A 24,965-nucleotide genomic window follows, 5' to 3' on the forward strand; every position below is an offset into this window, starting at 1 on the left:
CGGTGCGCCAAGCCCGGGCCGTTTTCTCGGTACAGTTCAAAACTATTTTACATATAGCCTAGAGGAAACAACCAGATGTTCACCACCCTCCTTGCGGCCGGCGCCGCAGCAGCAGCCCCGGCGGGCGAGAATCCCTACGGCCTGGTCCCCGCGCTTCGCGAAGGCGGCCTGATCTCGCAGACGGTGTTCGGCATTCTCGTGCTGATGCTTTTCGTCTCGCTCTACATCCTGTTCACGAAGCTGTTCGAACAGCAGAAGGTGATCAACCAGCACAAGCGCGTCCGCGCCGGTTTCTGGAGCTCCAACAGCCTGCGCGAAGCGTCGGCCAAGCTCGAGAAGAACTCGGCCTACAAGCAGATCGTCGACGACGGCCTGTCGGCTCAGGAGCAGCACACCCGTCTGACCGATCCGGTCGAGGCGCATGACTGGCTGCACGGCTCGCTCGCTCGTTCGGAAGCAACGATCAACTCGCAGCTGAACTCGGGCCTGGCCTTCCTTGCCACGGTCGGCGCGACCGCGCCGTTCATCGGCCTGTTCGGTACGGTTATCGGCATCTACCGCGCGCTCATCAAGATCGGTGCGGCCGGTCAGGCTTCGATCGACGCCGTTGCCGGCCCGGTCGGTGAGGCGCTGATCATGACCGCCCTCGGTCTCGTCGTCGCCGTTCCGGCAGTGCTCGCCTACAACTGGCTGCAGCGTCGCAACAAGTCGATCGCCGAAGACCTGAACGCGTTCTCGAACGACGTGCTCGGTTACCTCGCATCGGACGGCGCGGTTCGCCCGACGGTTGCAGCTCGCAAGGGTGCTGCAGCTCCGGCCGCCAAGCCGGCCGCTGCGACCACCACGGCAGCACGCTGATGACGGGGCGGGGCGCGCGCCTCGGCGCCGCCCCGCCTCTTCGCCGCCGGAGGTTTCCGATGGCGCAGTTGGAAGGATAGGATAGTCCTCAATGGCAATTAGTGTTGGCGGCGATGGCGCCGAAGAAAAGCCGATGTCGGACATCAACACGACCCCCATGGTGGACGTGATGCTGGTGCTCCTGATCATCTTCTTGATCGCGGTTCCGGTCGTGCTGCAATCGGTGAAGCTCAAGCTTCCCGACATCCGTTACGATCCCACGACCACGAAGCCCGAGAATGTGTCGCTCTCGATCCTGCAGAAGCCCGACGGCAGCTGCGGCATCTTCTGGGGCACGACGCCGGTTGGTCACCAGGAACTGCTCGACAAGGCCGTGGCAAAGTTGCGGCTTGAAATCGAGAAGCAGGGTGGCGTGAACAATCCCGACCTAGAGCTTCCCGAGGCTCATATCCGGGGTGACGTGAATACGCCGTATCGCTGCGTTGGCGGTGCGATCTACACGATGCAGATGGCAGGCTTTGCCAAGGTCGGCTTCATTTCCGAGCCTCCGCCCGGCGGCAACGCCGCGCGCATGTGACCGGTCAGAGCTTAGGAGTAATTTGATATGTCAATGAGCGGTGGCTCCGATGATGGCCAGCCGATGATGGATCTGAACACGACGCCGCTTATCGACGTCATGCTCGTGCTCCTCATCATGTTCATCATCACCATTCCGATCCAGACGCACGCGGTGAAGGTCGATCTTCCGATCAACGACCCCAGCAACCAGCCGCCGCCGATCGATCCGCAGAAGAACAAGGTCACGATCGATCCCGCCGGGACGATCGCATGGAACGGTGCGCCGGTCGACAAGGTCACTCTCCAGCAATATCTGGAAGCGACCAAGGGCATCAATCCGGAACCGGAACTTCACTTCCAGCCGGATCCCCAGGCGCGCTACGCCCGGGTCGACGAAGTTCTGGCAGTGATCAAGCGCTCCGGCGTGACCAAGCTCGGCTTCATCGGCAACGAGCAATATCGCAACGATTTCTGATCGATCCGATCAGCGCGGTACATGACAGGGCGGTCCTTCGGGGCCGCCCTTTTTTGTTGTTTCTCAGCCAGGTGGCGACCCCGCCCTCGCTCCGTCGCATGCCTATTGCGGTGGAGTCATGGAAGTGACACAACAGTGTCACAAAAATGAAACCTTTCGAGGAAAGGTCGGCAGGAGAAGAGCAATGCGCTTCGGTTTTCAGATGCTGGTCGTTGGAATCGCCCTGGCGGGCGCCGGGACCGCAGCAGCAGCCAGCGATCGTACGGGCTTCACGGCGATCAAGCAGGGCGATTTCAACACGGCGGAACGCGCGCTGGTCGCTGAGCGCCGCATTTATCCGTCGCGCCCTGAACTGATGATCAATCTCGCCACCGTCTATCGCAACACCGGTCGTCGGGATGAGGCACGGGCGCTGTACGAGTCGGTGCTGGCCCAGCCCAATATGCTGATGGACGTCACCACCGAGCGCACCGCCTGGTCGCACACGCTGGCGAACGCTGGTCTGGCGAGGCTCGACGCACGGCAGATGTCGTCCCGCTGAACCGACCAGGGGTCCGATTCATTTAACCTGAGAAAGATCGGATTGGCATGATCGCCCGTCCGATCTTATTGGCATGATATGCGCAGGCATTGAATCGATCGCGTCAGCACGTCGATCAGGTAGATGTGCTGCTATCGCGGCGCGGGAATCGCTGTCCCTATAGCCGCGGCAGCGTGACGCCGCGCTGGCCCATATATTTGCCGGCACGGTCGGCATAGCTCGTCTCGCACGGCTCATTGCCTTCCAGGAACAGGAACTGGCACGCGCCTTCATTGGCGTAGATCTTAGCGGGCAAGGGCGTCGTGTTCGAGAATTCGAGCGTCACATGCCCCTCCCATCCCGGTTCGAGCGGCGTGACGTTCACGATGATGCCGCAACGCGCATAGGTCGATTTGCCGAGGCAGATGACCAGCACGTCCCGCGGCACGCGGAAATATTCGACCGTCCGCGCCAGCGCGAAGCTGTTCGGGGGAATGACGCAGACATCGGTCTTGCGATCGACGAAGCTGTTCGCCGCGAAATCCTTCGGATCGACGATGACGCTGTCGATGTTGGTGAAGATCTTGAACTCGTCCGAGACACGCGCGTCATAACCATAGGAAGACAGGCCGTAGGAGATGCAGCCGTCGCGTTTCTGGCCATCGACGAACGGCTCGATCATGCCGGTGGCAAGCGCCTGCTCGCGAATCCAGCGGTCCGACATGATCGACATAAAGCGCCTCCCTGATACCCAACCGCTTTTGCGGGATTGGCGGCCGGAGGCAAGGCCGGATGGTCGTCAAAGCCAAGCGACCCGCCTGCGCATCTGCGCAGACGGGTCGCGGGTCGTAGCAGAGCTTACTGGCTGAGGATGCTGGCGATCAGGCCGCTGGCCGCGGCGACGAGCAGGTAATCGCCGCTGTTGTTGTTCTCCCGCACCCACTGATAGCCGCGCGGGGGCGCACGCAGGCCGCGGCGGTTCCAGTCGCTGACGACATAGCGGCGCTGGTTGCGGTTGAGCTTCTGCCCTTTGCGCCATTTATGGCCACGCGAGTTCTGCACTTCGCGCCATGCCGGCCGGTGTTGCTGGCCATGGGCCTGGTTACGATCGGACTGGCGATGTTGCTGGGCGACCGCGGGCACGCTGACGGACGTGGCGAGGAGCGCGGCGATGACGCCGGCGCGAACGGTCTTGGTCATGAAGGGAAGTCTCCTGAGGATGAGACGGTCACTACGACCCCTGGCGCAGGATGTTCCAACAGGGCCGATCAGGCCGTAACCCCGATGGCTCAGTCGATGCCGAGATCGCCCGGACCGAAGGCGTGCGGTAGCAGTTCGGACAGGAGGTGGCGCTCATAGGCGTCACCCTCGGCGCCGGCGCACCAAAGGACGATGTCGCGCTTGCCGAGCTGGGCGGCTTCGTTGATCACCTGGCGGCAGCGGCCGCACGGTCCGACTGGCTTGAACCCCCTGGGCGTGCCTTCGGCGTCCATCGCGCCGCCGATGACGCCGATCGCGACGACGTCGCGGAGCCGGCCCTGGGCGTTGGCCGTGGCGAGCGCCACCGTTTCGGCGCAGAGCGAGAGGCCGTAGCTCGCATTCTCGAAATTGGTGCCGGTGACGATGCTGCCGTCGTCCAGCAGCACGGCTGCACCTACACCGAACCGCGAATAGGGGGCATGGGCGTTACGCGCTGCGGCCCGCGCCGCGGCAATCAGGCGATCTCGGATGTCGGTATCCGTGTCGGTGTCGGGGCTCATGGCGCGACCACGTCCCAGTGCACCGGCCCTTCGACTCCGTCGATCCGCCGCATATCGCTCGCCTGCCACATCCGCCACGGCCTTGCCGCATAATCGGGCGGAAGGAAATCCTGCACGGCCCAGATCGTCCGCGGGATCGCCGCGCTGACCTCATAATGGCGCTCGAAGCGCCGGGTGAGCTTGAGCAGGGCGGGCTTGCCGCCATGCGCCTCGATCATGGTCAGGAACTGCCGGAGGTCGGCGAGCAGCGCGTCCCTGGTCGGGCGAGCCACGCAATCGTCGTGGAAATCGAGTTCGACTGCGGGCGGCAGCGCGTCGTCGGGGCGGGGCACGGTGGTGATGAAGTTGTTCGCCTGGTCCACGCCGGGGCGGCACAGCGAATAGACGTGCAGCGCGCCGCGCGGCATGCCGGCAGCATCCACGTCAGCCCAGTTCGCCGCAAAGCGCGTGTCGCGTCCAGCAGCGCCATAGGTCGCGCGGACATAGGCGAATTGAGCGCCCCCGGCGTTCACCGTCGGCCAATGGACTATGCCCTGCGCTTCGGACACGTCGATGCCCTGCAGGCTGTACTTGTTCGACGGATGCCAGCCGAGCGCGACGATCCAGGCGACGCCGGCCGAAACGGCCAGGATGAGGCCAAGCGCCGCGGTCATGCTCGTGCGACCACGCCACCAGTGCAATGCCACCCGCGTCAGCCCTTGATGTGCAGCACGCAGATCAGCGTGAAGAGCCGGCGGGCTGTGGCGAAATCGATGTCGATCTTGCCCTCCAGACGTTCCTTCAGCAGCTCGGCCGCCTCGTTGTGGATGCCGCGCCGCGCCATGTCGACCGTCTCGATCTGGGCCGGCGTCGCGTGGCGGATCGCTTCGTAATAGCTGTCGCAGATGGCGAAATAATCTTTGATCGGCCGGCGGAAGCGCCCCATCGCCAGCACATAGGTCTCGAGATGGGTGTCATCGGCGCGGTGGATGGCGATCGCCAGCCGGCCCTCCTCTACCGCCAGCGCGATCTTGAACGGGCCGGCATAGCCGTCGGGATAGACGCGCTGCGGGCAGAAATAATTGCCCTCGACCAGATCGAATATCGCGATCCGCCGTTCCTGCTCGATATCGGCCGAACGCCACAGGATGGTGCGCTCGTCGAGGGTCACATCGATGATGCGCGGATCGGCCATGATCCGGCCCTATCGGGGATGGCGGCCCGGAACAACATCGTCGCATTCGTCGGGCCTTTCGAACTTATCCCCGCTATTGTCATGAGCGTCTATTGAGCCGCCGCCCGACCTCTGGGAAAGGAACGCCATGGCCACCGCGATCATTCATCCGATTCTCCCTCCCCCCGTCACGTTGCCGCAGAATGTGGAGGCCGAGGCGGCGATGCTGGGCGCGATGATGATCGACAACCGGCTGGCCGACGATCTGGTCGACCGGCTCGAGCCGGATCATTTCTTCGAGCCGGTGCACGGGCGCATCTTCGCCGCGATCAAGCAGGCGCGCAGCAACGACATGCTGGCGACCCCGGTCACGCTGCGCCCGATGTTCGAGGCGGACGAGGGGATGAAGGAGCTGGGCGGGCCCGGCTATCTCGCCCAGCTGACCGGGAGCGGCGCCGGCCTGATCGGCGCGCGCCAGTTCGCCCAGCAGATCTACGACCTGGCGATGCTGCGCACGCTCGTCACGGTAGGCCGCGGGCTGGTCGATCGCGCGCTCGATACCTCGGAGGAGGTCAATCCGCGCGCCCAGATCGAACTGGCCGAGGAGGAATTGTTCAAGGTCGCCGGCGAAGGCGCCACCGAGAGCCAGATCAAGACCTTCGCCCAGGCCACCACCATGGCGGTGAAGATGGCGCAGCGCGCGCTCAATTCGGGCGGCAACCTGTCGGGCGTCACCACCGGGCTCGACTCGGTCAACGCCAAGATGGGCGGCATGCACCATTCGGATTTGATGATCCTCGCCGGTCGCCCCGGCATGGGCAAGACGTCGCTGGCCACCAACATCGCTTTCAACGCGGCACAGCGCTGGATGCGCGACATGGCCGACGGCATCGATCCGGCCGAGTCGGTCGGCGCGAAGGTCGCGTTCTTCAGCCTGGAAATGTCCGCCGACCAGCTGGCCACGCGTATCCTGTCGGAGCAGGCGCGGATCAGCTCCGAGGCTTTGCGCATGGGCAAGATCAGCCGCGCCGAGTTCAACCAACTCGCCGCGGCCGCCGCCGACCTGGAGAATCTGCCGCTCTATATCGACGACACGGCCGGCCTGACGATCGGCGCGCTGCACACCCGCATGCGCCGACTGCAGCGGCGCCACAACAACCAGATCGGTCTGGTTGTGATCGATTACCTCCAGCTGCTGACCGGCTCGGCCAAGGCCTCGGGCGACGGCCGCGTGCAGGAAATCTCCGAGATCAGCCGCGGCCTGAAGACATTGGCCAAGGACATGAACGTGCCGGTGATGGCGCTTTCCCAGCTGAGCCGAGCGGTCGAGCAGCGCGAGGACAAGCGCCCGCAGCTGTCGGATCTGCGCGAATCGGGATCGATCGAGCAGGACGCCGATATCGTGATGTTCGTGTACCGCGAGGATTATTACGTCGCGGCGAAAGAGCCGAAGCGCCCGGTCGAGGGCGACAGCGCCAAGATCTTCGAGGATCACGCGCAATGGGCGACCGACATGGAACGGGTGTTCGGCCTGGCCGAGCTGATCATCGCCAAGCAGCGCCACGGCGCGACCGGCAAGGTGATCCTGAAGTTCGAGCCGAGCGTGACGCGCTTCTCGGATTTCGTGGGGTACTAAAAAGCCCCTCCCCTTCAGGGGAGGGGCTTGAGATCAAAAAACCGGTTCTTCGCCCGGCTTTTCAGCGACATGGATCCCGCACTCGACCTTGTCCCAGCCGCGCCAGCGGCCGGCGCGGGGGTCTTCGCCCGGTTGCACCTTGCTGGTGCAGGGCTGGCAGCCGATCGACAGATAGCCTTCCGCCTCGAGCGGGTGGCGGGGCAGGTCATGCTCCTGGAAATAGGCATCGAGATCGGCCTTCACCCAATCGCCGAGCGGATTGACCTTGAGCCGGCCGTCCTCGACCTCGAAGCGCGGGATGTTCTGGCGCGTGACGGACTGGAACGCCTTGCGCCCCGAGATCCAGCTGTCGAGCCCGGCCTTGGCGCGCTTCAGCGGCTCGACCTTGCGGATGTCGCAGCAGCCATCGGGATCGTAGGACCAGCGCAGGCCCTTCTCGTCGCGGGCGGTCAGCACGGCCGCGTCGGGCTCCACCACCCAGCTGTTGCGCAGGCCGAATGCCTCCACCAGCCGCGCGCGATAGGCGACCGTTTCCGGGAACATCTTCAGCGTATCGACAAAGATCGTCGGCACGCCCGGATCGGCCTGCGCGACGAGGTGGAGCAGCACCGCGCTTTCCGTGCCGAACGACGACACGACCGCGGTCGCGCCTAGCGTGCCTTCGGCGAACAGCGTCTTCAGCATCGCAAGCGTGTCGACACCAACGAAGCGCGCGTTGAGCGCGTCGGCATCGGCCTGGGTAAAGGCCGGCCGTGCATCGATGATGTCGAGCTTGCGCGCTGCCTCAGCCATGCCGCAGCTTCCATACCGGCACCTTGCCGTCGGCGGCCGCCTGATAGACATGGTCGTAACGGGCCAGCGAGGCGGTCAGCGTGGCCTCGTCGATCTCCGCCTCGGGCGCGAAGCTGTCGAAGCCGCAGCGGCGCATCAGCGGAATCTGATCCACCAGCACGTCGCCGGCCGCGCGCAGCTCGCCCTCATAGCCGGCCTCGCGCAGGATTCGGCCGGTAGAATAGCCGCGCCCGTCGCGAAAGGCGGGGAAGCTCACCTCGATCAGCGCGATCTGGCCGAGATGCGGGATCAGCGTGCGCGCATCGTCGCCGGATTCGATCCGCACGGCGGTGGCGTTGGTCTGGCCGAGGAAGGAATCGAGCGTCACCGCTGGCTCGTCATGCGCCGCGTCGTCGCGGAAACGAAGTAGATCACCCATAGATCGCCTCCTTGAAGGGGTCGATGCCGACGCGGCGATAGGTATCGAGGAAGCGTTCGCCATCCTCGCGCAGGGAAACGTAGCGGTCGGTCACGCGCTCGACCGCATCGACGATGCCGTCCTCGTCGAAACCGGGGCCGGTGATCTTGCCGAGGCTCGCATCCTCGGCCCCCGATCCGCCGAGCAGCAGCTGGTAATTCTCGGTGCCTTTCTTGTCGACGCCGAGGATGCCGATATGCCCGGCATGGTGATGGCCGCAGGCATTGATGCAGCCGCTGATCTTGAGCTTGAGCTCGCCGAGATCGCGTTGCCGCACCGGATCGGCGAAGCGCGCCGCGATCTTCTGCGCGACCGGGATCGACCGGGCATTGGCCAGGCTGCAATAATCCAGGCCTGGGCAGGCGATGATGTCGCTGATCAGGTCGAGATTGGCCTCGGCCAGCCCGCCTTCGTTCAGCGCCTGCCACACAGCGTAGAGATCGGCCTTGCGCACATGCGGCAGGACGATGTTCTGGGCATGGGTGACGCGCAGCTCGTCGAACGAATAACGCTCGGCCAGCGCCGCCATCAGGTCGATCTGCGCGGCGGTGGCGTCGCCGGGGATGCCGCCGGCCGGCTTCAGGCTGATATTGACGATGGCATAGCCCGGCTGCTTGTGCGGCTTGACGTTCTGATCGAGCCACACCGCGAAATCGGGATCGCTGCGGCTCACCAGCTCGCTCGCGCCCTGCTCGAACGCCGGCGGCGCAAAGAAGGCAGTGATGCGATCGAACTCGGCCTGGGGCGGATCGATGCCCAGTGCCTTCACCGCAATGAACTCCTCCTCCACCTGGCGGCGATATTCGTCGGCGCCCAGCTCGTGGATCAGGATCTTGATGCGCGCCTTGTAGATATTGTCGCGCCGGCCATAGCGATTGTAGACGCGCAGGCACGCCTCGACATAGCTGAGCAGGTCGTCGGCGCCGACGAAATCCTTGATCTCCGGCGCGACCATCGGGGTGCGCCCCATGCCGCCGCCGACGAAGATCTTGCCGCCGAGCTGCCCGTCGCGCTCGAGCAGCTGGATGCCGATATCGTGCAGCCGCATCGCCGCGCGGTCCTCGTCGGCGGCGATCACCGCGATCTTGAACTTGCGCGGGAGGTAGCTGAATTCCGGGTGGAACGTGCTCCACTGGCGCAGCAGCTCGGCCCAGGGGCGCGGATCGGCGACTTCGTCGGCTGCGGCGCCGGCATATTGATCGGAGCTGATGTTGCGGATGCAATTGCCGCTGGTCTGGATCGCATGCATCTCGACCGTGGCGAGATCGGCGAGGATGTCGGCCGCATCGGCCAGCTTGATCCAGTTATACTGGATGTTCTGGCGCGTGGTGAAATGCCCGTAGCCGCGATCGTACTTGCGCGCGATGTGCCCGAGCATGCGCATCTGCCGCCCGTCGAGCGTGCCATAGGGCACGGCGACGCGCAGCATATAGGCGTGCAGCTGCAGATAGAGCCCGTTCATCAGCCGCAGCGGCTTGAACTGGTCCTCGGTGATCTGGCCGGCAAGGCGGCGCTTCACCTGGTCGCGGAATTCCTCGACGCGCGCGTCGACGATCGCCTGGTCATACTGGTCGTATTTGTACATCAGCGAATATCCACAACCGTTCGCCCTGAGCTTGTCGAAGGGCCGTCCTTCTTTGCTCGGACAGAAAGAAAAGAGCAGGGCTTCGACAAGCTCAGCCCGAACGGGAAGAGAGAAGCTCTCATATCACCCAGCTTCCCGCCGCCGGATCGGCAGGCTTCAATGTCAGATCGAGCCGCACCGTCGGGCCGAGCGCGCGAACGCGGTCCTTGATATGGGCGGGGCGCGGGCCCTCGGGCGTTGCGGTCGCATCGATCACATAGGCGGCGTTGGTGCGACGGGCGCCTTCCTCGGCGCGGGCGATCGCTTCGCCCTGATCGCCGACATCGACCGCATCCTCGACATGGCGCGACCAGCCTTCGCCGGTCCACCAGATCACGTCGCCGGTCGGCAGATCATTTCCCGTCAGTAATTTCACGCAACCCCCTCCACATTGTGGATTTCCGCAATTCGTGCCCAGCGGCCGAGCTTGTCTTCGGCGTCGGACAATTCGACGACTTCGCCCACGACGATGATCGCCGGGCTGCCCACTTTCTCGCGATCGACCATTGAGCCGAGATCGGCAAGCAGCGTCTTGATCGCGCGGGCGCCGGCCAGCGTGCCGCGCTCGAGCACCGCGACCGGCATGTCGGGCGCGACGCCATCGCGCATCAGCTTGTCGGCGATGTCGTTGGCGGTGGCGACGCCCATATAGATGACGAGCGTGCGGCCCTTGCCGGCAAGGCCGGACCAGTCCTGCTCGGTCAGGCCCTTGCACTGGCCCGCGACGAAGCTGACCGCGCTGCTATGGTCGCGGTGGGTGAGGGGGAGCATCGCCTCGGCCGCGCAGCCCAACGCCGCCGACACGCCCGGGATCACTTCCACCGGCAATCCGGCGGCGCGTACGGCCTCGACCTCTTCGCCGCCGCGGCCGAAGATGAACGGATCGCCGCCCTTCAGCCGCACGACGATCGCGCCGGTCTTCACATGCGCGACAATCAGCGCGTTGATGGCTTCCTGCGGCAGGGTATGCCGCGCGCGCTGCTTGGCGACCGAAATGCGCTGTGCCGCGGCCGGCGCGATATCGAGCACACGGCGATCGATCAGCCCGTCATGGACGACGATGTCGGCGGTCTTCAGCGCTTCGACCGCACGGACGGTCAGCAGCCCGGGATCGCCCGGGCCGGCGCCGACGAGAATCACGCGCCCACGCGCGGAAGGATCTAGGAGGCTGGCCATGCGGTGCAGATGGTCCGCACCGGCGCCAGCCGCAACGGATGCTTGCTTGGGGCGCCGTTAGCGAATCTATGCCGCTGCAGTGGCGAAGGCGGCGGCGTGATCGCGGATGATCGCCCGGGTCGAGTCGTCGGAGCCGAATACGCCGTACCAGCCCTGCGGCTCATGCGGCGGATCGCCGAGCCAGGCGGTATCGCCCGCCACGAAGCGATGATCGGCATGGGCCGCGCGGCCCTCGCCCGACCAGGCCCAGAAATTGCTGCCGGCGATCGGCCCGCCGCGCGTCGCGTCCGCCTCCACCGCGGCGTAGATCTGCCGGTAATAACGGTCCTTGAACGCCGTCGTCGCCGCCGGATCGTAGCTGCCGCCATCGCGCGGATAGCCGAATTCCTCGATCACCAGCGGCTTGCCCAACTCGGTCGCGATCCGGATATGCTGGGCGAGATAGTCGGCGACCTTCGCCGCGCCCGCCGCCTCGGTGCCCGAGAGGTTCGCCGAATCGATCCAGCCCCAGTTAAGCGGCCAGATATGGCAGGTCAGGTAATCGATCTCCGGGATGGCGTGCTCCGCCTTCACGATCGTCTCGCGCTCCAGCGCACCCTTCAGCCCCTCGCTCCCGGTCGAGACGAGCTGGCGCGGCGCAAGGCTGCGGATCAGCCGCGCCGTGCCCTGCACCCAGGCCTGGAAAGCGGGCAGGGCGGCCAGCCCGACCGCGGCGCTCCCGCCCGGCCGCGGCTCATTGGCGAGCTGCCACGCCATGATCGTCGGGTCCCCGGCATAGGCCGTCCCGCTGATCCCGTTGGTGCGCCCGACGATCGTCCGCACATGGCGGTGATACAGCGCGACCGCGTCGGCGCGGCCGTAGAAACGCGCGACATGATCCGGAAATTCCGGCCAGGGATGCGCCGGATCGTTCATGTTGATGAAGCGGCCCTGATCGACATAGCTGAGATACGTCATCATCCCGCCCGACCATTCCCAGAAATTGGTCAGGTACAGCACCGCGCGCATCCGCCGCTTCGCCATCTCGACCAGCAGGAAATCGAGCCCGCCGAGCAGCGCCGCGTCATAATGCCCGCGCCCGTCATGCATCGCCGGCTCGACTGCGTTGAGCAAAGGCGACTTCTCGGACGAGGCAAGCACGCGCAGATTGGTAACGCCCATCGCTGCCAGTGCGTCGAGTTCGCGCCGCAGCCGGTCCCGGTCGCCGAACGGCGCATCGGCCCCGAGCCACGCGCCGTACCACAGGTTCGCGCCGGCATAGCGATAGGGCTTGCCATCGATGGTGAAACGAATGCCCTCGCGGCGGACGAAGGGGGCAGGGGATATTGCCCCCATTGCCGGCCCGGCGAGCGCCATCGCGACACCGCCGCCGACCACTTCCCTGCGCGTGAACAATGACCGCTCCTGTCTATCGTTGGACAAGAGGATAGCGCGGGAGGCAGGGATTGGAAGAGAGGATAGTCGGGCGAGCAGCGTCCGCGCAACGCCTTCACGTGGCGGCAACCTTTTTCGCATCCTGAATTTTGTGATAGAGTTATCGAAGATACCGGGGGGGTGACATGCGTTCAATCATGCTGGGCATCATTGGGGTCGTGGCGTTGACCGATGCGGTCATGGCCCAAACCGCGGAAGCGCCGCCGCCGACTCGGGAAGCCCTGAACTTCAAGGAGCCCGACGGGTTCGTGCCGTACAACTCCGCCGGCAACGAGACCTTTTTCACCGCCGAATACCGCCTCGCATCCGAGAAGCAGGGGGCTCCTTCCAGGACCCTGGCGTTCCAGGCCTTCCGCGACCAGGAGGTCAGGGAGCCGGCGGCGTTCAACGCCGAGCTGTCGGTTCACCGCGTCAAATACTGCCCGGAGGCAAAATCCGAGACCCTTTCCACGGACCGCGAGCAGGGTTTCGAGACGGTGGTGACCATGATCGCCTGCCCGAAGGAGTCGAACAATGGCAAGCCACGCACGGAGTTCGTCAAGAGCGTCAAGGGCGAGACCATTTTCCTGACGCTGCACTACACGCTGTATGGCGGAGTGGACGCCGCACAGCAGCGCGATGTCCTGGCCTATCTGAAAACCGTCGGCCTGTGCCGTCGTGGTGGCGGTTGCTGACTCGCCAGCGAAACCGGCATTCGGTCGTGACCGAAAAGAGATATTTATCGGAGACTGAACGCCTCTCCGCATAGTCAGGCGGTCTATTTCGATCCGGCTGAGGTCCACTCAAGCACCAGCGGATCTTGCTCAAGTGCCATCGCCAGCGGCAGCGCGACGACCTCACCGTTCGTGGCGAGGTAGCCCACGAAATCGGCCCCGATCTCCGGCGGTGGCCCATTGGGCAGGGGAGCGACGCCATGCTGATCGGAACCGTAGAAATGGATATCGCCGATCGGCTTTTCTCCGGAGAATAGGCGCAGAACTGTTGCGTTCGCTCTCCACCGGCAGAACTGCGGGATGGGTTTCTGATACCCTGTCGCTTCAAGAAGTAGGCGCTCGACGAGAAGGCGGCGATTTTCTCTGTTTTTCGCAGATTTTTCGCTTTCCGGGATGATGGTAGCATCGACGATTCTCATAAGTACGACTGAAGCGAGGTGTGGCGATGCGTGCTGCATGGCGAGCCAATGGCGCCAGTTTCTCGGTGCTCGCATTTTCAACTCCCGACAGGGTAAAAGATTCGAAACTCCGCCCGCGCGGCACTACGCCGTGATCGGCGCGTAGTGAATCCAGGCCATGTCCCAGCCGCCCATGTACCGCCCGAGATCATACCAGGCGGTCCCGGTCCAGCCGCCGACATTGCCCTGCGTGCCGACACACCAGGCGTCGCCGCCGCCGTCGAAGGCCAGCATGTCGACCGTCCAGCCATTATAGCCGGAGTCGACCCACTGCGTATCGACCCAGCGGCCGATATTGCCGTCCGTGCCGACGCCGTACTTCCTGCCGAGCGAATCGAACGCGAGCATCTTCAGCGTCCATCCGCCGAGGTTGCCCTGGTCCTGCCATTGGTTGTTGCTCCAGATGCCGACATTCCCGTTCGCGCCCACGCACCACAGCGTGCCGTCGGGCCCCCAGACCAGCGACTTGAGCGTCCATCCGTGCGGGGCATCATGTGTCTGCCAATTGCCGGTGCTCCAGATGCCGACATTGCCCTGCGTGCCGACGCCGTAGATCCAGCCATTGGGTGCCGACGCCAGCGACCTCAGCGTCCAGCCGCCAAGATTGCCCAGATCGGCCCAGCGGTCGAACATGAGTGCCGGGACGCCGACATTGCCGTTACGGCCGATGCCGCACAGGTTTTGCGGGAATATGGTCATTGCGCTGCTCTCCGCTGTGTCGCTTCGGATCGGGAAATTGTCTCAGTTGAACCCCATCTGCTCGACGAAAGCCTGGCCGATCCGCCGTTGCCGCTCCCGATCCGCATAGACCAGCGCCGCGCCCTCGAAGAACGCGCCGGAGGGCGTGGCGGGAATAATCTCGCAATTGTCGCTGACGGTGTGGAGATACAGGACCGGCGGCAAGCCCTGGTGCTGCGCGCGCGGTGCGAAGTCGATGCGCCAGGCCGTGGCGTAGGTCTTGCCCGAGGCGGGTGATTTCCAGTGCGGCGATTGCGTGGGCGCGTCGGGATCGAGGATATTGAGATCGAAATCCCAGTCGTCGCCCGACGTCGCGGTGCGGGGCGTGAGCGCTAGGCCGCCATTGCCTTGCGGCGTGGTGCCCCGGACCGGCAGATAGAGATTGCCGAAGCCCTGTTTGGGCGGTCGCCCCACCGCCGTGCCGGTGATCCATTGCGGGTTCGATGGCTGCCAGAACAGCGCGAGCGCCAGCGACAGCCCGTCGTCGAGCGTCACGGCGATCCAGTCCCCGAGATAGAGTTCGCGCGGCGACGGCGTCTGGCCGCGCAGCGCCGCCGATACGCTTGCCGTTGGCGCGCCGTCCCCGGCGGCTTTCGCGATCATCTGGCGGTCGAGCCACAAGGTGCCCCCGGTGATCGCATGGACGCGATCGTCGAGCGTGATTCCGCCGCGTTCGATGCGGAGCACCGGCTGGGCGCATTCGTAGGAACTCAGGCCGATATCGTCATTCTCGAACATTGCCGGGCCGACATAGCCCGAAAGCCCTTCCATCACCGTGCCACGGCGGTCGGTGAGGGCGAGATCGACCGAATAGCGGGCCGGCCGCGTGACCGCGCTGTCCGCGCCGGTGACACAGCCGCGGCCTTGCACCGCGAGCGCATAGCGCGATCCCGGCGTCCCGATCGGGGCAGCATTGGAGGCGCCCTGGAGATAATCGAACTTCCAGCCCTTGCTCGTGCCGAACAGCGGCAAATTCCACCGCACGTCGCGCGACAGATCGTCCGAGCGACCGACGACTTCGATCAGGGGCCGGAAATGGGCGCTATACGCATGGTCGCCAACTGGCGGGATCACTGCGGAGGCGAGCGTTGGCCGCCCGCGCGCCGCACCGAAGCCGATGCCCTCGCCGCTCAGATACTGGTCCCCGCCCGCGCCGTCGCGCCAGCCTATGCCGGTCAGCCCGAGGCAGAGCTGGATGCTGCCGACCGCGAAGCGGCCGATCTCGAGCTGGAGGCCGAAGCGCTGGCCGGCATCGTCCTCGGCGATGCCGACATAATACCACCATTCCTGGGCGAACTGCTTCTGCATTCCGAACAGGCCGGGAAGCGAGACGCGCGGCACGTTCCAGCTCGGGCCGGGATTCAGCGGCGGGAAAGCGGCGCCGCCGCCGTGCGGCGCGCGCCCGGTCGCGACATAGGCGCCCCCGCCGCCGCGCACGCCGGCAGCGGCGAGGATCGCCGCGGGAACCGAGGCGCGGCCGAACGGGAGCTTGTGGTTGTCCTCGAACACCAGGCCGGTGGGATAGGAGATGCCGCCCTGCGAATAGGGGCAGACGTCGAAGAAACCCTGTGGCGAATAGGTGTCCACCGCCTCGCCGGTGAAGATCTTGCTGATCGCCAGTTCGGCCAGGTCGATCAGACCCTCCTCGATCGGGATCAGGCCCGCGGCCCAGTAATTGCCGGAATAGTGGATGTCGCCATAGGTGCGGCACCCACCGATGTCGCCGCCATAGGGGATGCCGTTGAGCTTGCTCGGCCCCGCGATATAGGGAAGCGGATCGCCGGGGCGGGGCGGGGGGCCGAGGTCGACCGCGCCGATCGCATTGTCGAACAGCGCGTTGCCGGTGACCTTGACGAAGCGGCTGCCCCCATCGGTGTAGAGGATGTTCCCGCCGCCCTTGGGCCGCTTGTCGCACGCGACGTTGTTTTCGATCCGCAGCGCATCGTCGAACCCATTGCCCTGCCAGCCGCAGCAATAGATCGCGCCGCCGTCCCATAAGGTCTCGAGGAAGTGCGAGATGTGATTGTTGGCGACGATGTTCCCGCAATTGACCGTCCGCGGTGCGGGCAGGCCCCACATGCCGGAGGTCGCGTTGGAGATGCCGGGGAAGCTTCCCGGATCGAGCAGCCCCCAGCCCCAGCCCAGCGCGATCCCTGCCCAGGGCGTCTCGCTGATGCTGTTATGCGCGACCAGGCTGTTGGTGGTGAAGCCGAGATAGATTGCCGCTGAATCGGCGTAGTCGCGGCCGGTGCGGCGGATGTGGTTGTCGGTGATCACATGGTCGCGGGTGTGATCGGCCGGGCTTGGCTCGAAGTCGCGGCGATCGATGCCGCCGATCTGGATTGCGGCCGATGCGATGTCGTCGAACGTGCAGCGAGTGACGCTGTTGCGCTGGCTGCCGGTATCGAAATCGATCGCCACCGCGCCCAGATGCGCGAGGCTGCAGCGATCGAAGCGGATGCCGTGCGCATGGGCAAAGCGCAGGTTCCCCGGCGTGCGCACGACATGCGGATCATGCCCGGTAAGGTTGGGCTGATGCTGGTCGCCGCGAAGGTGGAAACCGCTCTGGTCGGCGACATAGCCGTCATCGCCGCTCGGCTCGAGCCAGGTCGCATAGCGAAAGCCGATGCCTTCGAACGATAGGCCGGTCACTGGCCGCTCGGGCGTTCCGCGCGCCTCCACCAGGATCTCCAGCGCCGGCAGGATCGCTTCCGCGGTCGCCAGATCCTCTCCGGGGCGCGGGATGTAGAAGATCCGGTCCTCGCTGGTGTCGAGCACCCATTCGCCGGGCTCGTCGAGGAATTCATAGCCATTTTCGAAACGCGTGACCTGCCAGAAGCTCCAGATGCCGGGCACGCCTATGGGATCGGTCTTGGTGGGGGTGAAGAACAGGTTGGCATTGGTCCAGCCGGGCTGCGCAAGGTAGAGCGTGCCGGGCGTCGCGCCGTCGGGCAATGTTCGCGATCGCAGGGGGAGACGCATGGTCTTCCACTGCGTGTCGATGACGGCTTCGATCTGGTCGAGCTTGCGCCACTGAGCGGGATCGCGCCAGCCCGCGGGGTTGAGATCGGTCGGCAGGAAATCGATCCCGCCGCCGATGACATAGGGCGCGCCGGCCGAAGGCGCTGGGGAGGGCAGGATCGGACTGGGCCTGAAGCCGGCCGGGATGCCGCCATCGGCCATGGTCGTGCGGGCGCGGACGGCGCGCCGCCCGTCGACGTAGAATTGGCGCGAATGGAGCCCCTGGGCGTTGGCCGCGTAGATATTTCGCTCGGCGTCGTGGACGGTCCAGCCCTCGATGCGGCGGCCGCCCGATATCACCGGCGCGGCATCTCCCTCGGCGACGAAGCGGACGGTGGGGCCGTCGGGCCCGAACAGTTCCGGGCCGAACACCAGCGGGGCGTCGATCGGGTGGGTTCCGTCCATCAGCACGATGGTGATCCTGCTCTTCGGTGGCGCTTCCTCCGCGAAACGAACGATCGCGGCATGCGCGGCGGCAATCGTGCGCAGCGGCGCGTAGCGGGTGCCCGGCGCCGCGTCGTCGCCGTCGAGCGAGACCCAGATTGTAGTTGCAAACGGAACGGGTGTCGTCGCGGTCATCAAGCGAATTTCCTGCGCGGAGAGGATCGAAGCGGGATAGAGCAAAGACCCAGGCGCCGCGGCAATCGGTTTCGGAACCGAAACGGCGCATTTCGCGCGATGCGCTGCCGAGTGTGACAGGTGGACGAGCGCCGCCCATCGGTACGCCACAGGCTGGACGCAGATCGCCGCTGCGCGCGATCAGCGAGGAACGCCCGTTCGCTTCCGGAAATGCGTTGCGGCCAGCATGTCGTAATCGACCCATCTATGCTCGTAGCCAACACCGCTGCCCGTTTGCTGGACGAACAAGACCTGCCCGCGTGGCCATTCGTTGCGGTTGCACGAGGCGAGCTGGCGCCAATTGCATCCAGTTGGCGAAAACAGTCTGCGCAGCTGTTCGGCGGACATGGCGGATGCGAATACATCGATGCTCTGTTGCCGCCGGCAAACATCTTCCGACGTTTTCCAGGCAGGTGTCATCCGGAGCTTTGCCCTGGCGGCAGGCTTGGTTGAAAGCGTAAGAACCAGCGAAGCAATTTGAGGACGCTGGCAGCGCATAAATCAGTCCGTTCGGCCAATAATTTTTGGATTTTGTCGTCAGAGGCAGCCGCTGATAGGCATAGAAGCCCGAAGCGAAGAGGGTCCCTTCGGGAGCATAGACCATCGGGAGGGCGGATCCCGCTAAATCGAACGTCTTGGGCTCGGTGGGCAGGCCAAGTCTCCTGCGGCGCGCCAGTTCAATCGCGTTGGAAGTGCCGCCACCGCCCGTCCCGAAGGAGACCGTCGCCCGTTGCGCCGGGGCACCCAGACGTAGAGCGGGGACCGGGATCGCTGCTCCCATCGTCGTCCCGCCCGGCCTGGCAAATTGCGCGGGGCAATCGGCGCTCGCCATGTAGGAGGGTGGCCCCACGACCTGGGGAGGCACAGCCACAATCGCAAAGCTTGCCGGGCCCGTCATCTGGAACAGAATCAGTGCCGAGATCAACGCGCGCCAGCTACGCATATCAGCAACCCTCCCACCATCGTGATCGGACGACCATCACCTGGTGCCCGACGATCGGTCTTCCTATCCTTCAGTCAGTTTCCAAAAGACGAATGACATCTTGAATCGAGCCAGTCCACGAAACCAGCCATTCCGCCAGGATCTTCCCACCTCATCCCCATCCAACATTCCGGATCACCATGGATCCCGATCGCCGATCAGGATCTCCTCCGCATAGGGGTCGTGGTCTTCCCTGCAGCCCTTCGATTCAATGCTTCGTCCCGTCATGTCACTGAGCCATGGATGAAGAAACGTGCCACAAAAGCAGCTTCCGCCGGACAGTTGAATCGATCCGCCTCATTTAACAGCGGAACGAGCCGCGTTTTTGCTGTGAAAATGCGCCGTTTTGCGCGATTTTTCCGCTGTTATGGCGAAACAGGGAAACATGCACATAAGAAACTGATATTAAATGAAAATATTTCCAATAAAGTTGGAGGTAACAGGGAAAGAAAAAAACCCCCGTCCTGTTCTTGCACGATAACAGGAGGTCGGGCCGTGTTCGGCGCCCCGATCGGCCGCCGAATCGGTCAAATAAACTCAGCCCTCAGACAGCGCCGCGCCCATGTCGCGGATGGCGGCGATCTTGGCCTCGAACACCGTCCAGTCGTCGCGCTGGTCGATCGCGGCCCAGATCGCCTCGACTTCGTCGATCAGCATCGCGCAGGGTCCATCGCCGCTCCAATAGGCGTGGTTCCGGTCGCTGCGCGGCCGGTAAGCGCCGAGCGCAGTGCGCAGCGCGTCGAACGCTTCGCCATAACTCTCCGGCAACACGCCGCCGAAGCCGTCGAAGAAGAACCGGTCGATCGATGCCTCCGCAGTGCGCAACGCCCGCTCGATCTCCTGCACCAGGGCGCGGTCGCTCTCCGGGTCGCGCGGCACCAGGCCGAGGCGCCACAGGATCGCGCTCGACACCGCCGGCTGATAATGCTCGCCGAACTTTTCGAGCACTGCGATCAGCGGCTCCGGCTCGCTGATCTGGCGGAGCGCGACGGCAAGCTGCATCACGTCCCAATGGATCGCCTCGGGCTGGCGCCCGAAGGCGTACAGCCCGGCATGGTCGAAATAGGCGGCGGTGAAGCCCGGATCCCATGTCGGGGCAAAGCGCCACGGGCCATAATCGAAGCTCTCGCCAGTGACGTTGATGTTGTCGGTGTTGAGCACGCCGTGGACGAAGCCGGCGGCCATATAGCTTGCCGCCAGCCGCGCGCCGCGCCGCACGACATGGTCGAGCAGACGCACGGGGGCATCGTCGCCCGCTTCCTCGCCATAATAATGGCGCAGGACATAGGCGGTCAGTTCGCGAATGCCGGCCTCGTCGCGATGATAGGCAAGCCGCTGGAAGGTGCCGATCCGGATATGGCCATGGCTCAGCCGCACCAGCACGGCGGAGCGGGTAGGGGAGGGCTCGTCACCGCGCTCCAGCGCTTCGCCGGTCTCGATCAGCGAGAAGCTGCGCGAAGTGTCGACCCCAAGCGCTTGGAGCATCTCGGTGGCGAGCACTTCGCGCACGCCGCCCTTGAGCGTCAGGCGGCCGTCGCCGAAGCGGCTCCACGGCGTCTGTCCCGATCCCTTGGTGGCCAGGTCCATCAGCCGCCCGCGATCGTCGCGCAGCTGCGCGAACAGGAAGCCGCGCCCGTCGCCGATCTCGGGATTGTACACGCGGAACTGATGCCCGTGATAGCGCAGCGCCAGCGGCTCGGTCAGGCTGCCTTCGAGCGGCTGGAACCGCCCGAAATGCGCGGTCCATTCGGCGTCGCTCAATCCGTCCAGGCCGATGCTCGCGGCGGCGCGATCGTTGCGGAAGCGAAGGCGGGTCTGCGGAAAATCCGCGGCCGCGACGGGATCGTAGAAGCCGTCGCCGAGCTCCAGGATCGCGGTTTCGGGCCGATATGCTTGCGGGGTGAGGGTCATCCGGCGATATGGGAGCCGCAAACCTCAGGATGCAACCATGGCCGCCCCGGAAAATCGACATTGGGAAAATCGCTACTGGTGGTCCAACGACGGATTGCGGCTGCATTATCGCGATTATCCGGGGCGCGACGATCGCCCGCCGATCCTCTGCCTGCCGGGGCTGACGCGCAACGCGCGCGATTTCGCAGCGCTGGCGGCGCGGCTTGCACCGGACTGGCGGGTGATCGCGGTCGATCTGCGCGGCCGGGGCGAAAGCGCCTATGCCAAGGATCCGATGAGCTATGTCCCGCTCACTTATGTCCAGGATGTCGAGGGGCTGCTCGGCGAGCTCGCGGTGCAATCCTATATCGCGTTCGGCACTTCGCTCGGCGGGATCGTCACGATGCTGCTCGCGGGCACTGCGCGGGAGAAGATTGTGGGCGCGCTGCTAAACGATGTCGGGCCGGAGATCGAAACGGCGGGCCTGTCGCGCATCCGCACTTATGTCGGCAAGTCGAACACGTGGCCGACCTGGATGCACGCCGCCCGCGCCGTGGCGGAGGCCAATGGCGACGTCTATCCCGATTACGATATCGAGGACTGGCTGGCGATGGCGAAGCGGCTGTACCGGCTCAACAGCGCTGGCCGCATCGTGCTCGATTACGACATGAAGATCGCCGAGCCGTTCCGCGTGCCGGGCAACGAGGCTGGGCCGGACATGTGGCGCGCCCTCGAACAGCTCCGGCAGGTGCCGACGCTGATCCTGCGCGGCGGCCGCTCCGACGTGCTCGGCGCGAAGACCGCAGAGCGCATGGTGGCGGCGCTCGACCGGGCCGAGCTGGTGACCGTGCCTGGGGTCGGCCACACGCCGACCCTGAGCGAGCCGGAGGCCGCGAGTGCGATCGACCGGTTGCTCGATCGTCTTTCCGCGGAACCCGCCACCGCCTGAACGCGTCTCTCCGGTTCAGCCAGCGGGGAATGGACATGCTCAATTTATCGGACGCTCATACGGCCGTCACCGGCCTCGCCGGAAAGCGCGCCATCATCACCGGTGGGACCACCGGGATCGGCCGCGCCATCGCGGTGCTGCTCGCGTCGGAGGGCGTGCGGGTGTTTATTTGCGGGCGCGATCCGGCGCATCTCGCCGACGCGCTGACCCGCATCCGCGAGGTCGGCGAGGGTGAGGGGATCGCGACCGATCTGGCCGATCCGGACAATGTCGCTGCGTTTGTCGAACAGGGCGCAGCCTGGCTGGGCGGGCTCGACATCGCGGTCATCAACGCGGCCATCGCTGCCGAGGGGCTGAGCGACATGTCGGAACCCGATCTGCGCTACGCCATCGCGACCGACTTCACGGCCTATCTGCTGACCGCGCACGCCGCGGTGGAGAAGCTGGGCGGGCAGGGCGACATCGTCCTGATCGGATCAGTGAGCGCGCATGTGCTCGGGCCGAAATCGACCGTCTATGCCGCCATCAAATACGGCATCCAGGGTTTTGCCGAGGCATTCCGGCGGGAGATGGGACCGAAGGGCGTCAAGGTCGCGCTGGTCGAGCCCGGCAAGACCGGCGCCGACATGCAGCTGCCCGATATCCAGCCGGAGGAGCAGCGCGCGATGATTCACCGCGACGAGATGCTGCGCGCCGAGGACATCGCCGTCGCCGTCCACTACATCCTCACTCAACCCAGCCGCGCGGTCGTCCAGCAAGTTACGATCACGCCCCGCATGCAGGACCAGGAATGACCTTTCCTCTCGATCAGATCGTCTTCGGCCCGCGCGATGTGGATCTGGCGCGCTCGCCGCTGGCGGGCAAGCTGCCTGCGGAGACCTATATCCTGGGGGCCTTCAATCCCGGCATGACCAGACTGCCCAACGGCAATCTGCTGCTGATGGTGCGCGTCGCGGAGGCGCTGCGCAAACCGATCTTCGATGGGCATATCCATGCGATCCGTTGGGACGACGGCGCTTATGTCCTCGATGCGTGGCCGCTCGACTTTGTCGATACCGCCGATCCCCGCAAATTCATGATGCGCGGCGGGGGATGGAAGGTGATGGCGCTTACTTCGCTCTCCTGGCTCCTGCCGGTCGAGCTGTCGGCCGACGGCGGCAGCGTCGTCGCGGTGCATTATGATCGCGCGATAACGCCGCGCGCATCCTATCAATGCTACGGCGTGGAGGACGCGAGGATCAGCAAGGTCGGCGATCGTTATCTGATGACGACCTGCTCGGTCAGCCCGGAACGCCATTCGACTACGCTTTATTCCTCGCACGACGCGCTCGACTGGAAGCTCGAGGGGATCGTGCTCGATCACCAGAACAAGGACATGCTGATCTTCGAGGGGCTGATCGGCGGCAAGCACTGGGCGCAGACGCGGCCGCTCGGCGATCTCTATTTCGCCTACCCGCCCGGCAGCGAGTGGCGCGCGGGCCCGTCGATCAACCTGGCGAGTTCGCCCGACGCGCTGCACTGGAAACCTCATGACGAGCCCGGCATCCGCCCGCATTCGGCGACGATGGCGACGGCGCGCATGGGCGGCGGCGCGCCGCCGATCCTGACCGATAAGGGGTGGCTCAGCCTGTGGCACGGCGTCGAGCCGCTCGGCGTGGTCGGCATCTACCGTACCTATTGGTCGATCCTCGACCGCGACGATCCCGCGCGCGTGGTCCACACCAATCACCATCCGCTTCTCGAACCCGCGCCGGCGCTGACCGAGCCGCTCAAGGATCTGATGTATATCGAGAATGTCGTGTTCACGACCGGGATCGCCGATGGCGGCGACCATTATGTCGTCGCGAGCGGCGAGGCGGACCTGGCCTGCCGCATCACGCATATCCCGAAGAGCGTGTTCGGCTGATCCCCGGTAATGACGGACAAAGCTTTTGCCGCTAACGGACCATCCCGATGCCGCCTCCGGTTCATATCCTGCACGTGCATGCGGCCTTCGGCCAGGGCGACCCGGCTGGGCGGTGCGTCCGGCTGATCAACGCGTTCGGCGACCGCGCACGGCACACCATCGTCTCCGAGCAGGCGGATCAACTCGGTGCGCGCGACGGCATCGCACCGGGCATCCGCTACGAGATCGCGCAGAACGCGCCGTCGCTCACCGGTGGGCCCTCGGTCGCGCGCTACGAGGCGCTGGCCCGCTTCATGCGCCGCTTCGATCTGGTGCTGACCTATGGCTGGGGCGCGATCGACGGGGTGATGGCGCGCCGCGTGTTCGCCAAGGGCATGCCGCCGCTGGTCCACCACGAAGACGGCTTCGATGCCGACGAAGCGGCCGGGCAGAAGATCGAGCGCATCTTCTACCGCCGGCTCGCGCTGGCCGCCGCTGACGCGCTGGTCGTGCCGTCGGAGACGCTCGAGGCGATCGCCCTGCGCAGCTGGAAGCAGCCGGCGGGCCGGGTTCGGCGCATCGCCAACGCTATCGATACCGCGCGTTATGCGGCGAAGCCCGATCCCAAGGCGATCCCCGGCTTCCGCCGCAAGCCGGGCGAGGTGGTGATCGGCGCGCTGGCCGGTCTGGACGAAGTGAAGGACCTGCCGGCGCTGGTCCGCGCTGCCGGCGGCGTGTCGTCGCGCGTGCGCCTGGTCATCGTCGGCGACGGGCCGGACCGTGCGCGGATCCTGGGTGCGGCCGAGGCGATGGATATGGCCGATCGCCTCCATCTGCCCGGCTTCCTGCCCGATCCCCACCGCTATGTCGGCCTGTTCGACATCCTCGCGCTCTCCTCGAAGAGCGAGCAATGTCCCGTCGCGGTGATCTACGGCATGGCCGCCGGCCTGCCGATCGTCGCCCCTCGCATCGGCGACATCGCGCGGATGGTATCGGACACCAATGCGGGATATATTATGGACCGCAGCGAAGTACGATTGCGAGACGCGCTGCAGGCGCTTGCGGGGTGCGCGCCCGCCGCCAGGGCATTTGTCGGTGCCCAGAACCGCGTCAAGGCGATGGCCGAATATGACGAGTCGGGGATGATTGCTCGCTACACCGCCCTTTACGAAGCGGTGATGGGCAGGCCTGGAGCATTGGGCTGATCGTATTTTCTCGCTAAGCGCGCCCCGCGCGGTATATCGAACCTAAGTCAAGTTGGAGGTCAT

26 protein-coding genes are annotated in these 24,965 nt (G+C 65.3%); 10 read left to right on the forward strand and 16 right to left on the reverse strand.

Annotation, left to right across the window (positions count from 1 at the left end; translation table 11 throughout):
* The first annotated feature begins 75 nt into the window (after nucleotides 1–75).
* From U1769_RS09600 to U1769_RS09615, 4 genes are all read left to right on the forward strand, one after another.
* Nucleotides 76–858 (forward strand): MotA/TolQ/ExbB proton channel family protein, encoded by a 783-nt coding sequence (locus U1769_RS09600; RefSeq protein ID WP_332715098.1) that lies wholly within the window; start codon nucleotides 76–78, stop codon nucleotides 856–858.
* A gap of 91 nt (nucleotides 859–949) precedes the next feature.
* The gene (locus tag U1769_RS09605; protein WP_332715100.1) at nucleotides 950–1,435 is read left to right on the forward strand and encodes an ExbD/TolR family protein; all 486 of its coding nucleotides are present in this window, start codon (nucleotides 950–952) and stop codon (nucleotides 1,433–1,435) included.
* Nucleotides 1,436–1,462: 27 nt separating this feature from the next.
* Nucleotides 1,463–1,891 (forward strand): ExbD/TolR family protein, encoded by a 429-nt coding sequence (locus U1769_RS09610; protein WP_332715102.1) that lies wholly within the window; start codon nucleotides 1,463–1,465, stop codon nucleotides 1,889–1,891.
* 184 nt (nucleotides 1,892–2,075) lie between these two features.
* On the forward strand, nucleotides 2,076–2,432 hold the full coding sequence (locus U1769_RS09615) for a tetratricopeptide repeat protein (RefSeq protein WP_332715103.1): 357 nt from the start codon (nucleotides 2,076–2,078) through the stop codon (nucleotides 2,430–2,432).
* Nucleotides 2,433–2,589: 157 nt separating this feature from the next.
* Here the strand turns inward: U1769_RS09615 and dcd are convergent, their stop codons facing one another.
* The 5 genes from dcd to U1769_RS09640 form a co-directional block, all read right to left on the reverse strand.
* On the reverse strand, nucleotides 2,590–3,144 hold the full coding sequence (dcd, locus tag U1769_RS09620; RefSeq protein ID WP_332715104.1) for a dCTP deaminase: 555 nt from the start codon (nucleotides 3,142–3,144) through the stop codon (nucleotides 2,590–2,592).
* A 125-nt stretch (nucleotides 3,145–3,269) separates the two neighbouring features.
* Nucleotides 3,270–3,611, reverse strand: coding sequence for an RcnB family protein (locus U1769_RS09625; protein WP_332715105.1), 342 nt, complete (start codon nucleotides 3,609–3,611; stop codon nucleotides 3,270–3,272).
* A gap of 89 nt (nucleotides 3,612–3,700) precedes the next feature.
* On the reverse strand, nucleotides 3,701–4,171 hold the full coding sequence (locus tag U1769_RS09630; protein ID WP_332715106.1) for a cytidine deaminase: 471 nt from the start codon (nucleotides 4,169–4,171) through the stop codon (nucleotides 3,701–3,703).
* Complete coding sequence (locus U1769_RS09635) at nucleotides 4,168–4,824, reverse strand: glycoside hydrolase family 25 protein (protein ID WP_332715107.1); 657 nt, start codon at nucleotides 4,822–4,824, stop codon at nucleotides 4,168–4,170. The genes U1769_RS09630 and U1769_RS09635 overlap by 4 nt, the downstream gene beginning before the upstream one ends.
* A gap of 38 nt (nucleotides 4,825–4,862) precedes the next feature.
* A complete protein-coding gene (locus tag U1769_RS09640; protein ID WP_332715108.1) occupies nucleotides 4,863–5,345 on the reverse strand; it encodes a UPF0262 family protein in 483 nt (160 codons plus the stop codon).
* A 127-nt stretch (nucleotides 5,346–5,472) separates the two neighbouring features.
* Here U1769_RS09640 and U1769_RS09645 point away from each other — a divergent pair, with 127 nt between their 5' ends.
* A complete protein-coding gene (locus U1769_RS09645) occupies nucleotides 5,473–6,960 on the forward strand; it encodes a replicative DNA helicase (RefSeq protein ID WP_332715109.1) in 1,488 nt (495 codons plus the stop codon).
* A 33-nt stretch (nucleotides 6,961–6,993) separates the two neighbouring features.
* On the opposite strand, the gene U1769_RS09650 is transcribed toward U1769_RS09645, so the two are convergent.
* The 6 genes from U1769_RS09650 to U1769_RS09675 all read right to left on the reverse strand — a co-directional run bounded on the left by U1769_RS09650 (nucleotide 6,994) and on the right by U1769_RS09675 (nucleotide 12,404).
* On the reverse strand, nucleotides 6,994–7,752 hold the full coding sequence (locus U1769_RS09650) for a phosphoadenylyl-sulfate reductase (protein ID WP_332715111.1): 759 nt from the start codon (nucleotides 7,750–7,752) through the stop codon (nucleotides 6,994–6,996).
* On the reverse strand, nucleotides 7,745–8,170 hold the full coding sequence (locus U1769_RS09655) for a DUF934 domain-containing protein (RefSeq protein ID WP_332715113.1): 426 nt from the start codon (nucleotides 8,168–8,170) through the stop codon (nucleotides 7,745–7,747). Before U1769_RS09655 ends, U1769_RS09650 begins: the two co-directional genes overlap by 8 nt.
* Nucleotides 8,163–9,794, reverse strand: coding sequence for a nitrite/sulfite reductase (locus U1769_RS09660; protein WP_332715115.1), 1,632 nt, complete (start codon nucleotides 9,792–9,794; stop codon nucleotides 8,163–8,165). The genes U1769_RS09655 and U1769_RS09660 overlap by 8 nt, the downstream gene beginning before the upstream one ends.
* Before the next feature lie 118 nt (nucleotides 9,795–9,912).
* Nucleotides 9,913–10,209, reverse strand: a complete 297-nt coding sequence (locus U1769_RS09665) for a DUF2849 domain-containing protein (protein ID WP_332715118.1) — start codon at nucleotides 10,207–10,209, stop codon at nucleotides 9,913–9,915.
* Nucleotides 10,206–11,009 (reverse strand): uroporphyrinogen-III C-methyltransferase, encoded by an 804-nt coding sequence (cobA, locus tag U1769_RS09670; protein ID WP_332715120.1) that lies wholly within the window; start codon nucleotides 11,007–11,009, stop codon nucleotides 10,206–10,208. Before cobA ends, U1769_RS09665 begins: the two co-directional genes overlap by 4 nt.
* Nucleotides 11,010–11,075: 66 nt before the next feature.
* Nucleotides 11,076–12,404: a glycoside hydrolase 5 family protein gene (locus tag U1769_RS09675; RefSeq protein WP_332715122.1), complete on the reverse strand. Its 1,329-nt coding sequence runs from the start codon at nucleotides 12,402–12,404 to the stop codon at nucleotides 11,076–11,078.
* 164 nt (nucleotides 12,405–12,568) lie between these two features.
* Between U1769_RS09675 and U1769_RS09680 the strand changes: the two genes are divergently transcribed.
* Nucleotides 12,569–13,117, forward strand: coding sequence for a hypothetical protein (locus U1769_RS09680; RefSeq protein ID WP_332715124.1), 549 nt, complete (start codon nucleotides 12,569–12,571; stop codon nucleotides 13,115–13,117).
* An 83-nt stretch (nucleotides 13,118–13,200) separates the two neighbouring features.
* Here U1769_RS09680 and U1769_RS09685 read toward each other — a convergent pair whose 3' ends face one another.
* The 5 genes from U1769_RS09685 to U1769_RS09705 form a co-directional block, all read right to left on the reverse strand.
* The gene (locus tag U1769_RS09685) at nucleotides 13,201–13,575 is read right to left on the reverse strand and encodes a hypothetical protein (protein ID WP_332715126.1); all 375 of its coding nucleotides are present in this window, start codon (nucleotides 13,573–13,575) and stop codon (nucleotides 13,201–13,203) included.
* Nucleotides 13,576–13,698: 123 nt separating this feature from the next.
* Nucleotides 13,699–14,313 (reverse strand): hypothetical protein, encoded by a 615-nt coding sequence (locus U1769_RS09690; RefSeq protein ID WP_332715128.1) that lies wholly within the window; start codon nucleotides 14,311–14,313, stop codon nucleotides 13,699–13,701.
* A gap of 42 nt (nucleotides 14,314–14,355) precedes the next feature.
* A complete protein-coding gene (locus U1769_RS09695) occupies nucleotides 14,356–17,952 on the reverse strand; it encodes a hypothetical protein (protein ID WP_332715130.1) in 3,597 nt (1,198 codons plus the stop codon).
* A gap of 244 nt (nucleotides 17,953–18,196) precedes the next feature.
* The gene (locus U1769_RS09700; RefSeq protein WP_332715132.1) at nucleotides 18,197–18,934 is read right to left on the reverse strand and encodes a hypothetical protein; all 738 of its coding nucleotides are present in this window, start codon (nucleotides 18,932–18,934) and stop codon (nucleotides 18,197–18,199) included.
* A gap of 576 nt (nucleotides 18,935–19,510) precedes the next feature.
* Nucleotides 19,511–20,884, reverse strand: a complete 1,374-nt coding sequence (locus U1769_RS09705) for a protein adenylyltransferase SelO (RefSeq protein ID WP_332715134.1) — start codon at nucleotides 20,882–20,884, stop codon at nucleotides 19,511–19,513.
* Between the two features lie 37 nt (nucleotides 20,885–20,921).
* On the opposite strand from U1769_RS09705, the gene U1769_RS09710 reads away from it, so the two are divergent.
* Genes U1769_RS09710 through U1769_RS09725 form a run of 4 tightly spaced genes read left to right on the forward strand, consistent with a single transcriptional unit; the run spans nucleotide 20,922 to nucleotide 24,902 of the window.
* On the forward strand, nucleotides 20,922–21,812 hold the full coding sequence (locus U1769_RS09710) for an alpha/beta fold hydrolase (RefSeq protein WP_332715136.1): 891 nt from the start codon (nucleotides 20,922–20,924) through the stop codon (nucleotides 21,810–21,812).
* Between the two features lie 35 nt (nucleotides 21,813–21,847).
* A complete protein-coding gene (locus U1769_RS09715; protein ID WP_332715138.1) occupies nucleotides 21,848–22,606 on the forward strand; it encodes an SDR family oxidoreductase in 759 nt (252 codons plus the stop codon).
* On the forward strand, nucleotides 22,603–23,718 hold the full coding sequence (locus U1769_RS09720) for a glycoside hydrolase family 130 protein (RefSeq protein WP_332715140.1): 1,116 nt from the start codon (nucleotides 22,603–22,605) through the stop codon (nucleotides 23,716–23,718). The genes U1769_RS09715 and U1769_RS09720 overlap by 4 nt, the downstream gene beginning before the upstream one ends.
* A 47-nt stretch (nucleotides 23,719–23,765) precedes the next feature.
* The gene (locus U1769_RS09725) at nucleotides 23,766–24,902 is read left to right on the forward strand and encodes a glycosyltransferase family 4 protein (RefSeq protein ID WP_332715142.1); all 1,137 of its coding nucleotides are present in this window, start codon (nucleotides 23,766–23,768) and stop codon (nucleotides 24,900–24,902) included.
* The last annotated feature ends 63 nt before the right edge of the window (nucleotides 24,903–24,965 follow it).

It is taken from the genome of Parasphingomonas zepuensis, assembly GCF_036663735.1.
Taxonomy (GTDB): domain Bacteria; phylum Pseudomonadota; class Alphaproteobacteria; order Sphingomonadales; family Sphingomonadaceae; genus Sphingomonas.

What these genes read in the sequence shown, in the direction of transcription:
- U1769_RS09600 (WP_332715098.1), top strand. Translation starts at nt 76, where the DNA reads ATGTTCACCACCCTCCTTGCGGCCGGCGCCGCAGCAGCAGCCCCGGCG.
- U1769_RS09605 (WP_332715100.1), top strand. Translation starts at nt 950, where the DNA reads ATGGCAATTAGTGTTGGCGGCGATGGCGCCGAAGAAAAGCCGATGTCG.
- U1769_RS09610 (WP_332715102.1), top strand. Translation starts at nt 1,463, where the DNA reads ATGTCAATGAGCGGTGGCTCCGATGATGGCCAGCCGATGATGGATCTG.
- U1769_RS09615 (WP_332715103.1), top strand. Translation starts at nt 2,076, where the DNA reads ATGCGCTTCGGTTTTCAGATGCTGGTCGTTGGAATCGCCCTGGCGGGC.
- dcd (WP_332715104.1), bottom strand. Translation starts at nt 3,144, where the DNA reads ATGTCGATCATGTCGGACCGCTGGATTCGCGAGCAGGCGCTTGCCACC.
- U1769_RS09625 (WP_332715105.1), bottom strand. Translation starts at nt 3,611, where the DNA reads ATGACCAAGACCGTTCGCGCCGGCGTCATCGCCGCGCTCCTCGCCACG.
- U1769_RS09630 (WP_332715106.1), bottom strand. Translation starts at nt 4,171, where the DNA reads ATGAGCCCCGACACCGACACGGATACCGACATCCGAGATCGCCTGATT.
- U1769_RS09635 (WP_332715107.1), bottom strand. Translation starts at nt 4,824, where the DNA reads ATGACCGCGGCGCTTGGCCTCATCCTGGCCGTTTCGGCCGGCGTCGCC.
- U1769_RS09640 (WP_332715108.1), bottom strand. Translation starts at nt 5,345, where the DNA reads ATGGCCGATCCGCGCATCATCGATGTGACCCTCGACGAGCGCACCATC.
- U1769_RS09645 (WP_332715109.1), top strand. Translation starts at nt 5,473, where the DNA reads ATGGCCACCGCGATCATTCATCCGATTCTCCCTCCCCCCGTCACGTTG.
- U1769_RS09650 (WP_332715111.1), bottom strand. Translation starts at nt 7,752, where the DNA reads ATGGCTGAGGCAGCGCGCAAGCTCGACATCATCGATGCACGGCCGGCC.
- U1769_RS09655 (WP_332715113.1), bottom strand. Translation starts at nt 8,170, where the DNA reads ATGGGTGATCTACTTCGTTTCCGCGACGACGCGGCGCATGACGAGCCA.
- U1769_RS09660 (WP_332715115.1), bottom strand. Translation starts at nt 9,794, where the DNA reads ATGTACAAATACGACCAGTATGACCAGGCGATCGTCGACGCGCGCGTC.
- cobA (WP_332715120.1), bottom strand. Translation starts at nt 11,009, where the DNA reads ATGGCCAGCCTCCTAGATCCTTCCGCGCGTGGGCGCGTGATTCTCGTC.
- U1769_RS09680 (WP_332715124.1), top strand. Translation starts at nt 12,569, where the DNA reads ATGCGTTCAATCATGCTGGGCATCATTGGGGTCGTGGCGTTGACCGAT.
- U1769_RS09685 (WP_332715126.1), bottom strand. Translation starts at nt 13,575, where the DNA reads ATGAGAATCGTCGATGCTACCATCATCCCGGAAAGCGAAAAATCTGCG.
- U1769_RS09690 (WP_332715128.1), bottom strand. Translation starts at nt 14,313, where the DNA reads ATGACCATATTCCCGCAAAACCTGTGCGGCATCGGCCGTAACGGCAAT.
- U1769_RS09695 (WP_332715130.1), bottom strand. Translation starts at nt 17,952, where the DNA reads ATGACCGCGACGACACCCGTTCCGTTTGCAACTACAATCTGGGTCTCG.
- U1769_RS09700 (WP_332715132.1), bottom strand. Translation starts at nt 18,934, where the DNA reads ATGCGTAGCTGGCGCGCGTTGATCTCGGCACTGATTCTGTTCCAGATG.
- U1769_RS09705 (WP_332715134.1), bottom strand. Translation starts at nt 20,884, where the DNA reads ATGACCCTCACCCCGCAAGCATATCGGCCCGAAACCGCGATCCTGGAG.
- U1769_RS09710 (WP_332715136.1), top strand. Translation starts at nt 20,922, where the DNA reads ATGGCCGCCCCGGAAAATCGACATTGGGAAAATCGCTACTGGTGGTCC.
- U1769_RS09715 (WP_332715138.1), top strand. Translation starts at nt 21,848, where the DNA reads ATGCTCAATTTATCGGACGCTCATACGGCCGTCACCGGCCTCGCCGGA.
- U1769_RS09720 (WP_332715140.1), top strand. Translation starts at nt 22,603, where the DNA reads ATGACCTTTCCTCTCGATCAGATCGTCTTCGGCCCGCGCGATGTGGAT.
- U1769_RS09725 (WP_332715142.1), top strand. Translation starts at nt 23,766, where the DNA reads ATGCCGCCTCCGGTTCATATCCTGCACGTGCATGCGGCCTTCGGCCAG.